The organism is Pseudomonas sp. GW822-FHT05A08 (genome assembly GCF_058800485.1).
This window is the reverse complement of the sequence record NZ_CM179511.1, coordinates 745,971-758,331: the sequence shown is the minus strand read 5'-3', so window position 1 is coordinate 758,331 and position 12,361 is coordinate 745,971. Positions and strand designations below refer to the sequence as shown.

At 63.3% G+C, this 12,361-nt stretch carries 10 protein-coding genes; 3 read left to right on the top strand and 7 right to left on the bottom strand.

Features of this window, described 5'->3' with window-relative positions; translation table 11 throughout:
* From AC3RCP_RS03455 to AC3RCP_RS03440, 4 genes are read right to left on the bottom strand one after another with little or no spacing between them, the layout of a single operon-like run.
* Positions 1-528 (bottom strand): pilus assembly protein PilP, encoded by a 528-nt coding sequence (locus AC3RCP_RS03455; protein WP_087089780.1) that lies wholly within the window; start codon positions 526-528, stop codon positions 1-3.
* Entirely contained in the window at positions 525-1,142 is a 618-nt protein-coding gene (locus tag AC3RCP_RS03450) for a type IV pilus inner membrane component PilO (RefSeq protein WP_492571389.1), read from the bottom strand. Before AC3RCP_RS03450 ends, AC3RCP_RS03455 begins: the two co-directional genes overlap by 4 nt.
* Positions 1,139-1,705, bottom strand: coding sequence for a PilN domain-containing protein (locus AC3RCP_RS03445; protein ID WP_492571388.1), 567 nt, complete (start codon positions 1,703-1,705; stop codon positions 1,139-1,141). The genes AC3RCP_RS03450 and AC3RCP_RS03445 overlap by 4 nt, the downstream gene beginning before the upstream one ends.
* Entirely contained in the window at positions 1,705-2,757 is a 1,053-nt protein-coding gene (locus AC3RCP_RS03440) for a pilus assembly protein PilM (RefSeq protein WP_101336620.1), read from the bottom strand. The genes AC3RCP_RS03445 and AC3RCP_RS03440 overlap by 1 nt, the downstream gene beginning before the upstream one ends.
* A gap of 216 nt (positions 2,758-2,973) precedes the next feature.
* Here AC3RCP_RS03440 and AC3RCP_RS03435 point away from each other — a divergent pair, with 216 nt between their 5' ends.
* Positions 2,974-5,409, top strand: a complete 2,436-nt coding sequence (locus AC3RCP_RS03435; RefSeq protein ID WP_172963018.1) for a penicillin-binding protein 1A — start codon at positions 2,974-2,976, stop codon at positions 5,407-5,409.
* Positions 5,410-5,544: 135 nt separating this feature from the next.
* Here AC3RCP_RS03435 and AC3RCP_RS03430 read toward each other — a convergent pair whose 3' ends face one another.
* The 3 genes from AC3RCP_RS03430 to rpmE form a co-directional block, all read right to left on the bottom strand.
* On the bottom strand, positions 5,545-6,813 hold the full coding sequence (locus tag AC3RCP_RS03430; RefSeq protein WP_062823907.1) for a malic enzyme-like NAD(P)-binding protein: 1,269 nt from the start codon (positions 6,811-6,813) through the stop codon (positions 5,545-5,547).
* Positions 6,814-6,997: 184 nt separating this feature from the next.
* Complete coding sequence (locus tag AC3RCP_RS03425) at positions 6,998-7,780, bottom strand: thermonuclease family protein (protein WP_274301679.1); 783 nt, start codon at positions 7,778-7,780, stop codon at positions 6,998-7,000.
* A 41-nt stretch (positions 7,781-7,821) separates the two neighbouring features.
* A complete protein-coding gene (gene rpmE / locus AC3RCP_RS03420) occupies positions 7,822-8,040 on the bottom strand; it encodes a 50S ribosomal protein L31 (protein ID WP_007925855.1) in 219 nt (72 codons plus the stop codon).
* Positions 8,041-8,209: 169 nt separating this feature from the next.
* On the opposite strand from rpmE, the gene AC3RCP_RS03415 reads away from it, so the two are divergent.
* The gene (locus AC3RCP_RS03415; RefSeq protein WP_492571387.1) at positions 8,210-10,429 is read left to right on the top strand and encodes a primosomal protein N'; all 2,220 of its coding nucleotides are present in this window, start codon (positions 8,210-8,212) and stop codon (positions 10,427-10,429) included.
* Positions 10,430-10,624: 195 nt separating this feature from the next.
* On the top strand, positions 10,625-12,361 hold the full coding sequence (argS, locus tag AC3RCP_RS03410) for an arginine--tRNA ligase (protein WP_007925862.1): 1,737 nt from the start codon (positions 10,625-10,627) through the stop codon (positions 12,359-12,361).

Below are 12,361 nucleotides of genomic sequence, written 5' to 3'. Positions count from 1 at the left end.
CTATGAGTGTTCTTTTAATGGAATGGTCCGTGGTCGCTCCAGCCACGCTCCCGCTCCATCGGGAACAATCTCGACCACCTCGACCTGTGAATCGCTGATCGCGACAATCCGCCCGTCGTTACGCCCCAGGTAATCGCCGACCTTCAGCCGATGCACGCCACCGGCGCCACGCAACAGCGCAAAGAAGCCGGAAGCATTGGAAAGGGTGCCCACCATCTCGAACTGTTCGATGCTGAAGCCCTCGAGATACTGCTTGCTGCGGTTCGGATCCGGCTTGACCGCAGGCGAGCCTGCCCGACGTGCCGCCAGGTCCACCCTGACCGCAGGCTGAAACGGGCTGCGCAAGGGTGCGGCGTTATAGGTGAACGTTGGGTAAGACCCGAATGCCGGCATTGGTTCAATCTCGCCGGGCGACTGCAAGCGCGCCTCGTTCATGTAGGCATCCAGATCACTGAAGTCGTCATCGTTGCCACAACCAGCCAGCCCGACAAATGCCAGCACCAGCAACAAGCCGTGAGCGCGCTTCATGGGCGTGGCACCTTGTAGCGGTAAGTCCTGGCCAGAATGTTCATGCGCAGGTTCGAACCGACCTGCGGCGTGACCGGTTTGATCTCGAAATCATGCAGGGTGACGATTCGCGGCAAACCGGCCACGCCGCTGACGAAAGTCGCCAGTGCGTGATAGCCGCCGGTAACCCTGATCTGGATTGGCAATTCGACGTAAAACGGCTGGACCACCTCCGGCAACAGCTTGATCTCTTCGAACTCCAGCCCGCTGCCAAGCCCGGTGCGGCTGATGTCTTCAAGCAGGCCCGGCACCTCGGTATCGCTGGGCAACTGGCGCAGCATGAGGTCAAAGGCGGTTTCCATGGCCTTCATCTGTTCGGTGTAAGGCCCGAGGTTGGCCACCAGGCGCGCCTTGCTGGCGAACTGCTGTTTCAGCACGGCCTCGTCCACCCGGCGCTGGTCGAGTTGCAGCAACAGGTCCTTGAGGTACAGGTTGTAGCCGAGGGCCAGTACCAGCAGCATGACCAGCGCCACGACCACGCCTTTGACCAGCGCCGGCCACGCCCCCATGTTGCTCATTTCCAGCTCGCCGAGATCGATCCGGCGCATCTGCGCCCACCCGCCGGACAGGTTCATTGCCCTTCCTCACCCAGGGCGGGCCGGGTCTGATGGACGGTCAGCTGAAACACATTGACCTGGTCGGCGTTGTCCGCCCCGGCGGCCTTGACCTCTGTCAGGCTCGGCGCATCGAACCAGTCCGAGGCGTCCAGGTTGCGCATCAGGTCCGAAACACGATGGTTCGATTCGGCCGCCCCGGTGATGGAAAGAGTCTGCCCGCTCATCCTGACATCGGTGAAATACACCCCGTCCGGCAGGGTGCGGGCCAATTGGTCGAACATCCGCGCACTAGTGGAGCGATTGCCTTGCAGGTCCTGGATGATCTTCATCCGTTCCACCAGTTGCTCGCGATGCAGCTTCAGCTCACCGATCTTGGCGATCCGTTGATCGAGCAAGGTGATTTGAGCGCCTACGTGATTGTTGCGCGCCAGTTGCCTGTCGATCGCCCGGTCGATGATCCTGTCGCCCGCGAACAACACACCCAGGGCCACCGTCACAGCCGCCGCCAGGGCCAGGAAAAAGTGGCGACGCCGCTGTTCGCGCCGCGCCTCGCGCCAGGGAAGAAGATTGATCCGCGCCATCAGTCGAAACTCCGCAAGGCCAGCCCGCAGGCGACCATCAAGGACGGGGCTTCGCTGACCAGGGCCGCGGCGTCGACCTTGGCGCCGATGCTCATGCCAGCGAAGGGGTTGGCGATCAGCGCAGGCAAGCCCAAGCGCTGCTCGATCAACGGGACAAGCCCCGGAACCGAGGCGCTGCCACCCGCCAACAGGATGGAGTCGACCTGGTGTTGCGGGGCGGAGGCCTGGAAAAACTGCAACGAGCGCGAAACCTGTTGCACAACCGCCTCCTGAAAAGGTTGCAGCACCTCACTGGCGTAATCGTCCGGCAGGCCACCCTGCTTTTTCGCCAGGCCGGCCTCTTCTTTCGACAGCCCGTAGCGACGCTGGATGTGTTCGGTCAGTTGGTGTCCGCCGAACAACTGCTCACGGGAATAGACGATCTGCCCTTCATGCACGATGCTCAGGGTGGTCAGGGTGGCGCCGATATCGACCAGCGCCACGGTCCGGGCAGCCGGCGAGCCAGCCGCCAGGGCGAACGAACGCTCCAGCGCGCAGACTTCCAGGTCCACCACTCGGGCCGTCAGCCCGGCGAGCTCGAGCGCCGCCTCGCGAACTTCGATGTGCTCCTTGCGGCAGGCCGCCAACAGCACATCGACGCGTTCGGGATTGCGGGCCGAATAGCCGAGGACGTCGAAATCGATGGCGGCCTCGTCCAGCGGATAGGGAATGTACTGGTCGGCGTCGACCTTGAGCTGGCTTTCCCGATCGTCGTCGGACAGCCCGGCCTCCATCTCGATGACCTTGCTGATCACCGCCGAGCCGGCCATCGCCAGCGCCGCGTGCTTCGCACCCGGCCGGGCCCTGGCCAGCAGGCGAGACAGGGCATGCCCGACCCCTTCAGGCTCGACGATGTTTTTTTCGACCACGGCGTTGGCCGGCAACGGCTCCACGCCATAGGCCTCGACCCGAAAACGGCCACCGACACGGCTCAATTCAAGAAGCTTGACCGAGGTGGAGCTGATATCGATCCCCAGAAGGGAACTCGCCTTTTTACTGAAGAGTCCTAGCACTACCAATTCCCTATGACTATCCGTGACTTACGGACTCTGGAATGTCCATTGCGTTCAATCACCACGTCTTGACAGACGGGCAAATGACGCCCTTGGCGGAAAAATGCTTATAATGCCCAGCGATTTTTCCGCGATTTATCTGCTGCGTGAGCCGATTCCTGACTGTGAATACCTGACGCCCAATTCATTCCTTTCTCTGGAAATCCAAAAGCCTTGATTCGTCTGCTGAAGTTTTTCGGGTGGTCCATCGTCGCTGTGTTCTGCGGGCTGCTCCTCGCTCTCTCCGGCGCGTTTCTCTATCTTAGTCCTGGGTTACCGTCGGTAGAGGCGCTCAGAAGTATCCAGTTGCAGATTCCCCTGCGGGTGTACAGCAGCGACGGCAAGTTGATTGCAGAATTCGGCGAAATGCGCCGCACTCCAATCCGTTTCGCCGACATTCCCCCCAACTTCATTAATGCGTTACTAAGTGCTGAAGACGACAATTTCGCCAACCACTACGGCGTCGATCCCAGCAGCCTGATGCGTGCCGCGACCCAGCTGGTCAAGAGCGGGCACATCCAGTCCGGCGGCAGCACCATCACCATGCAGGTGGCAAAGAACTTCTTCCTGAGCAGCGAACGCAGCTTCTCGCGCAAGACCACCGAGATCCTCCTGGCCCTGCAAATCGAGCGCCAACTGACCAAGGACGAGATCCTCGAGCTGTACGTCAACAAGATCTACCTGGGTAACCGCGCCTACGGCATCGAGGCCGCGGCCCAGGTGTATTACGGCAAGTCGATTCGCGATGTCAGCCTGGCGCAGATGGCGATGATCGCCGGCCTGCCCAAGGCACCGTCGCGCTTCAACCCGCTGGCCAACCCGGCGCGCAGTAAAGAGCGCCGCGACTGGATCCTCGGGCGGATGTACAAGCTCGGCAAGATCAGCGAGGCGGACTACACCGCGGCGATCAACGAGCCGCTGAATGCCAGCTATCACGTGCCGACGCCGGAAGTGAACGCACCGTACATCGCCGAGATGGCCCGCGCCGAGATGGTCGGTCGTTACGGCAGCGACGCCTATACCGAAGGTTTCCGCGTCACCACCACGGTACCGAGCGACCTGCAGGAACTGGCCAACACCGCCGTCCATGAAGGTCTGATCACCTACGACCAGCGCCATGGCTATCGCGGCCCCGAGTCGCGCCTGCCCGGCAAGACCCACGCTGCCTGGGCCCAGGAACTGACCAAGCAACGCAGCATCAGCGGCCTGGAACCGGCGATCGTCACCCAGGTCGACAAGAACGGCCTGCAGGTACTGACCCGCACCGGCGAAGAGCACGTAGGTTGGGACAGCATGAAATGGGCGCGCCCGTTCCTGAACACCAACAGCATGGGCGCCGCTCCCAAGCAGCCGAGCGATGTCGCCCAGGTCGGCGACCTGATTCGCGTGCAGCGCCAGGCAGACAACTCGCTCAAGTTCCGCCAGATCCCGGTCGTTCAGGGCGCACTAGTGTCCCTCGATCCGCAAAACGGCGCCATTCGCTCGCTGGTGGGCGGCTTCGCCTTCGAGCAGAGCAACTACAACCGGGCGCTGCAGGCCAAGCGCCAACCCGGTTCCAGCTTCAAGCCGTTCGTCTATAGCGCCGCGCTGGACAATGGCTACACCGCCGCCAGCCTGGTGAACGATGCGCCGATCGTGTTCGTCGACGAGTACCTGGACAAGGTCTGGCGTCCGAAAAACGACACCAACACCTTCCTCGGCCCGATCCGCATGCGCGAGGCGCTGTACAAGTCGCGCAACCTGGTTTCGATCCGCCTCCTGCAGAGCCTGGGCGTGGACCGCACCATCGACTACATCAGCAAGTTCGGCTTCAACAAACAGGACCTGCCGCGCAACCTGTCGCTGGCCCTGGGCACCGCGACCCTGACCCCGATGGAGATCGCCACCGGCTGGAGCGTGTTCGCCAACGGCGGCTACAAGGTCACGCCGTACATCATCGACAAGATCGAAAGCCGCAACGGCGAAACCCTGTTCACCGCCAACCCGCCGAGCGTACCGGCTGGCGACACGGCCAGCAGCGGGATAGCGGCACCGGCGCAGCAGGGCTTCACGGTGGACAACGTCCCTGGCGAAACCCCGAGCCAGGCCCCTGTACAGGCACCTGCGGTGGCCGAACGCATCATCGATGGCCGCACCACCTACATCCTCAACAGCATGCTGGAAGACGTAATCAAGCTCGGCACCGGGCGACGCGCCCTAGCCCTGGGCCGCACCGACCTGGCCGGCAAGACCGGGACCACCAACGAATCCAAGGACGCCTGGTTCTCCGGCTACAACGCCGACTACGTGACCACGGTCTGGACCGGTTTCGACCAGCCGGAAAGCCTGGGACGCCGCGAGTATGGCGGCACCGTGGCCCTGCCGATCTGGATGAACTACATGGGCGCCGCCCTCAAGGACAAGCCGGCCCATACCCAGGCCGAGCCGGAAGGCATTCTCAGCCTGCGGGTCGATCCGGTCAGCGGCCGCGCCGCGACACCGGGCACGCCGAACGCCTACTTCGAACTGTTCAAGAGCGAAGACACCCCGCCTTCGGTCAACGAACTGGGCAATGGCTACGCCCCTGGCAGCCCGCTGCCGGCGGACGAGTCGGCGCCGATCGATCTGTTCTAGAGAGCAGTCGCAAGCTGCAAGCTTCAAGCGGCAAGAAAGAGCAGAGCGGCGCCGCCTTTCTCTTGCAGCTTGAGGCTTGAAACTTCCCCATAAAAAAACCCGGCTCGAAGGCCGGGTTTTTTTATGGGCTGCTATTTAGCCGTTGAACACGTCATCCACGCTTTTGAGCGGGTAGTTCTTCGGATACGGCAGGGTCGCCACGCCGGTCTCGATCGCGGCCTTGGCCACGGCATCGGAGATCACGGTGATCAGACGGGCATCCATTGGTTTCGGAATGATGTACTCACGGCCGAATTCCAGCTTGATGCCGCCGTAGGCGTCGCACACTTCCTGAGGCACCGGCAGCTTGGCCAGTTCGCGCAGGGCGTTGGCCGCGGCCACTTTCATTTCTTCGTTGATGCGCTTGGCGCGAACGTCCAGGGCACCACGGAAGATGAACGGGAAGCCCAGCACGTTGTTGACCTGGTTCGGGTAGTCCGAACGGCCGGTGGCCATGATCACGTCGTTGCGGGTGGCGTGTGCCAGTTCCGGGGCGATTTCCGGATCAGGGTTCGAGCAGGCGAACACGATCGGGTTGGCAGCCATGGAGCTCAAGCCTTCGGCGCTCAGCAGGTTCGGGCCGGACAGGCCAACGAACACGTCGGCACCTTTGAGGGCGTCAGCCAGGGTGCGCTTGTCGGTCGTGTGGGCGAAGACCGCCTTGTACTGGTTCAGGTCGTCGCGCTCGGAGTGGATCACGCCGGTACGGTCGACCATGAAGATGTTTTCGATCTGGGCGCCCATGCTCACCAGCAGCTTCATGCAGGAGATGGCGGCGGCACCGGCGCCCAGGCAGACGATCTTCGCGTCCGACAGGGTTTTGCCAGCGATTTCCAGGGCGTTGATCATGCCGGCCGCAGTCACGATAGCGGTGCCGTGCTGGTCATCGTGGAATACCGGAATGTCGCACTGCTCGATCAGGGCGCGCTCGATCTCGAAGCACTCTGGCGCCTTGATGTCTTCCAGGTTGATGCCACCGAAAGTGATGGAGATGCGCTTGACGGTGTCGATGAAGGCTTGCGGGCTTTCGGAGTCGACTTCGATGTCGAATACGTCGATGCCGGCGAAGCGCTTGAACAGCACGCCCTTGCCTTCCATCACCGGCTTGGAGGCCAGTGGGCCGAGGTTACCCAGGCCGAGAATCGCGGTGCCATCGGAAATGACTGCAACCAGGTTGCCCTTGCCGGTGTATTTGTAGGCCAGTTCAGGATCGCGGGCGATTTCGCGTACTGGTTCGGCTACGCCGGGGCTGTAGGCCAGCGACAGGTCGCGGGCGGTAGCGGTGGCCTTGGTGAGCTCGACACTCAGTTTCCCTGGACGGGGATTGGCGTGATATTCGAGAGCGGCAGTTTTCAAATCAGACATGTGGGCATTCCGCTTTTTACTGTTGGACAGACGGACCGCCGAGGATACGCGTGTCGCAAAGTCCCTACAAGACTGACCAGTCACCCCTGTCAAGGCCCGCAGGCTACGACTTTGGGCCAAGAGCCACGGAACACAAGGGATAGACTGTTCACAATCGAAATAAAAAATGTCTACAATTTTTTATTTATTGAACCAGCTGGAACATTCCGGGATGGGTCAACGGCAACATCCAGCGCGCCTGACCCGATTTCAAGCCACCCTTGCGTGAACGATCGAGCACCCAGCCGCGCGCCTCGATCTGCTGCCCCGGCAGGCGATCCAGCTGCACGCCAGCGAATTGGCCAAGCAGATTGGGTGCAATGCGCAATACAACCGAATCCTGCAATTCGATCCAGACACCGCCCCGATTGCGTTGCACCTTGCTCACCCGACCACTGAGCAGCGCAAATCCGGAGGCCTTTATCTGATCCGCTTTCAGTACAGACGATTGCCGCCACAGCCCCAGCCGGGCCTGCCGGGCGCTACGCTCGGCGGCTTGCTGGCAGCTGAACAAATCGACGTTCGGCGCGACCGCCACCTGGTAGCCCAGGCCTTCGGCAAGCAATTGCGCCTCAAGGTTGGCGCCATCGGCACCATAGACATGGGCCAGGGTCCGCCCATAGTGATCCCTGCTTTCCCGACCGGGAAGCAGGCCGACCCGACCGTTGCTGGCCTTCACCAACGCCTGCAGGCGCTGGCGGGCGGCAACCGCGAAAGGCTCGTCGGTGCGGCCTTTTTTGCCCAGTTCCGGCGCATTGAGGCCGATCATGCGCACGCTGCGGCCATCGACGAGACGCAAGGTGTCGCCATCGACCACCCGCTGGACCTGCACAGAGGCCAGCCCGACCGGCGCCGGGCAGAACGCCTGGGCGCTGGAGAGCCAAATCGCGGACACAAAAAAGGCGCCCGCAAGGGACGCCTTTTTCATCAGCGAGGAGAAGCTGAAACAGCTTTCCAGACCGATCAGCCTTAGGCCTTTTTCGCGCCGAAAGCGCCGAAACGGTCGGCGAACTTCTGAACGCGGCCGCCGGTATCCAGAGTCTTCTGCTTACCGGTGTAGAACGGGTGGCATTCGTTGCAAACGTCGATCGCCAGCGGCTTAGCGAAGGTCGAACGAGTTTCGAACTTGTTGCCGCAGCTGCAGGTTACGGCAACTGCTGGGTATTCTGGATGGATATCGGCTTTCATGGTGTCTTCCTCAGGCTAGCGTGCCGCCACCCAACACTATTGTTGAATACCGCACGTAATTAGGCCGCGGATTCTACCAGACCTTTGCGATCACGCAAGCTGTCCCTTGCACCGACCGTCTGCTAGGCTCCGGGCCTTCTTCACCGCCCGTTCAATGAGATTTCCCCGCGTGCCCGACGCCATTTTGCGCCTCGCCCTGCCCTCCCCCCTGCGCCGCCTGTTCGATTACCGGGCCCCTGCCGGCGTACTGCGCACCCAGCTGCATCCGGGCATGCGCCTGCGAGTGCCATTCGGTCGCCGGGAAATGATCGGCATCCTGGTCGAGGTCACGGACAGCAGCGAAGTCCCGGTCGATAAACTCAAACCGGCACTGGCCCTGCTGGACGCCACCCCGCCGCTGCCGCCCGCGCTGTTCAAGCTGTGCCTGTGGACCGCGCAGTACTACCAGCACAGCCTCGGCGATACCCTGAGCTGGGCGCTGCCGGTCCTGCTGCGCCAGGGCGAGCCGGCCGAGGCCCGGCAAGAACGCTTCTGGTCGGTCAGCCCCGGCGCCAGTCTCGACGACCCACGCATCGCCCGCGCCCCACGCCAGCGCGAAGCCCTGGCGACCCTGGCCCAGCACCCTCACGGCGTCGCCCACCAGTTACTGAGCAAGCTGATGCTGAGCAAGGACAGCCTGGACCTGTTGCTGGCCAAGGATCTGGTGCAGGTGGAAGTCCGCCGGCACGCTCCGGGCGAACGCCACGAACATTGGCTGGCCCAGCCGGAACTGCCGCTCAACAGCGAACAGCGCGCCGCCTATGAGGCCATCCGCTCCGGCTTCGACAGCTATCACGCCTTCCTGCTGGCCGGGGTCACCGGCAGCGGCAAGACCGAAGTCTATCTGCAGCTGATCCGCGAAACCCTGGAAGCCGGCAAGCAAGCGCTGGTGCTGATCCCGGAAATCAACCTCGGCCCGCAGACCCTGGCGCGCTTCGAACAACGTTTCAACGCCCGCATCGCCCTGCTGCACTCGGCGGTCAACGACCGCGAGCGCCTGGATGCCTGGCTGGCAGCCCGCGACGGTGAGGCCGACATTATTATCGGCACCCGCTCGGCGCTGTTCACGCCGATGAAGAACCCCGGGCTGATCATCATCGATGAAGAACACGACGGCTCCTATAAACAGCAGGAAGGCCTGCGCTACCACGCCCGCGACCTGGCCCTGGTCCGCGCCCGCCAGGAAAACATCCCTATCGTGCTGGGCTCCGCCACCCCGTCGATGGAAAGCCTGCACAACGCCTACACCGGCCGTTATGGCCTGTTGCGGCTGAACGAGCGGGCCGGTGGCGCCAAGCAGCCGCGCTTCCTGCGCCTGGATGTGAAGAGCCGGCCGCTGGACAGCGGCATTTCCGGCCCCATGCAACAAGCCATCGGCCAGACCCTGGCGGCAGGCCAGCAGGTGCTGGTGTTCCTCAATCGCCGTGGTTTCGCGCCGACCCTGCTGTGCCACGACTGCGGCTGGATGTCCGAGTGCGAACGCTGCGACGCGCGGATGACCGTGCACCAGCGCTACGGCGAGTTGCGCTGCCACCACTGCGGTCACTCCGAGCGCGTGCCGCGGCATTGCCCGAAATGCGGCAAGGTCGACCTGCGCCCGGTCGGCGCCGGCACCGAGCGCGCCGAGGAGCGGCTGGCAATCCTGTTCCCGGACTACCCGGTGCTGCGGGTCGATCGCGACAGCACCTCGCGCAAGGACGCGATGAACCAGTTGTTCGCCACCATCCAGAAGGGCCAGCCCTGCATCCTCGTGGGCACCCAGATGCTCGCCAAGGGGCACCACTTCCCGCGGGTGACCCTGGTCTCGATCCTCGATGCCGACGGCGGCCTGTTCTCCGGCGACTTCCGCGCCAGCGAACGCATGGCGCAGCTGATCGTCCAGGTCGCCGGGCGGGCCGGGCGGGCCGAAGAGCCAGGCAAGGTGATCATCCAGACCCACCTGGCCGACCACCCGCTGCTGGTGCAGCTGACCGAGCAAGGTTACTTCGCCTTTGCCGAGCAGGCCTTGAGCGAACGCCGCGCCGCCGGCCTGCCGCCGTTCGCCCATCTGGCGCTGCTGCGCGCCGAGGCGCACAAGCCGGGACAGGCCGAAGGCTTCCTCGACGAAGCCTGCGGCGAGGCCGAGCGCTTGCTGGCCGAGATGAACCTGGGCGGTATCGAATTGCTGGGGCCGGTACCGGCGCCCATGGAGCGCCGCGCCGGGCGTTATCGCGCGCAACTGCTGTTACAGGCCAACGCCCGGGCGCCGCTGCACAAGCTGTTGAGTCACTGGCTGCTGGCGCTGGAACAGATGCCCAGCGGGCGCCAGGTACGCTGGTCGCTGGATGTTGACCCTGTGGACCTGTATTGATAGAAGAACGGCCATCTCAGGCAAGCGCACCTCTGTAGGAGCGAGCGGGCGGCGATCCGACTTGTCCGCGATAAGGCCCGAACAGCCACCGCACAGCCGGCTATAGTTGGCAAGCCCGTCTTCGCAACGGATAATGCCCAGTTTTTCCACCTGCGCATCGAAGCGCCGCCGCGCCAGCGGTTGAAAGAGAAGACCATGAAAGACACCATTCGCCAGCTCATCCAGCAAGCCATCACCCAACTCGTCACCGAAGGTGTGTTGCCAGAAGGCCTGACGCCGGCGATCCAGGTAGAAAACTCCCGCGACAAGACCCACGGCGACTTCGCCAGCAACATCGCCATGATGCTGGCCAAGCCGGCCGGCATGAAACCACGCGACCTGGCGGAAAAGATCATCGCCGCCCTGCCCGCCGACGAACAGGTCAGCAAGGCCGAGATCGCGGGCCCCGGCTTCATCAACTTCTTCCAGAACACCCAGGCCCTGGCCACCCGCCTGGATGCCGCCTTGGCCGACGCCCACCTCGGCGTGCGCAAGGCCGGCGCGTTGCAGCGCACCGTGGTCGACCTGTCGGCACCGAACCTGGCCAAAGAGATGCACGTCGGCCACCTGCGCTCGACCATCATTGGCGACGGCGTGGCGCGGGTCCTGGAGTTCCTCGGCGATACCGTGATCCGCCAGAACCACGTGGGCGACTGGGGCACCCAGTTCGGCATGCTGATGGCCTACCTGCAGGAAAACCCGATCACTAGCGACGAGCTGTCGGACCTGGAAAACTTCTACCGCGCCGCCAAGCAGCGCTTCGACGAATCCGAAGAGTTCGCCGACCGTGCCCGCGGCCTGGTGGTCAAGCTGCAGGCCGGTGACGCGGACTGCCTGGAACTGTGGACCAAGTTCAAGGACATCTCCCTGTCCCACTGCCAGAAGATCTACGAACTGCTGAACGTCAAACTGACCATGGCCGACGTGATGGGCGAAAGCGCCTACAACGACGACCTGATCAACGTGGTCAACGACCTCAAGGCCAAGGGCATGCTGGTCGAGAGCAACGGCGCCCAGTGCGTGTTCCTCGACGAGTTCAAGAACGCCGAAGGCGAGCCGCTGCCGGTGATCATCGTCAAGGCCGACGGCGGCTACCTGTACGCCACCACCGACCTGGCCGCCGTGCGCTACCGCAGCGGCAAGCTCAAGGCCGACCGCGCGCTGTACTTCGTCGACCAGCGCCAGGCCCTGCACTTCCAGCAAGTGTTCGCGGTGGCCCGCAAGGCCGGCTTCGTGACCCACCCGATGGACATGGAGCACATGGGCTTCGGCACCATGAACGGCGCCGACGGCCGTCCGTTCAAGACCCGCGACGGCGGCACCGTGAAGCTGATCGACCTGCTGACCGAAGCCGAAGAGCGCGCCTACAGCCTGGTCAAGGAAAAGAACCCGGAGCTGGCCGAGGCCGATCTGCGCAACATCGCCAAGGTGGTGGGCATCGACTCGGTGAAATACGCCGACCTGTCCAAGCACCGCACCAGCGACTACAGCTTCAACTTCGACCTGATGCTGAACTTCGAAGGCAACACCGCGCCTTACCTGCTGTACGCCTACACCCGCGCCGCCGGTGTGTTCCGCAAGCTGGGCAAGGACTTCAGCGAAGTGCAGGGGCAGATCACCCTCGAAGCCGCCCATGAGCTGGAGCTGGCGGCCAAGCTGGCGCAGTTCGGCGAAGTGCTGAACGGCGTGGCCGACAAGGGTACACCGCATATCCTGTGCACCTACCTGTACGACGTGGCCGGGCTGTTCTCCAGCTTCTACGAGAACTGCCCGATCCTCAGTGCCGAATCGCCGACGCAGATGCAGAGCCGCTTGCGCCTCACCGAGCTGACCCGTCGTACCCTCAAGCAAGGTCTGGAATTGCTGGGCCTGAAAGTTCTGGAGCAAATGTAA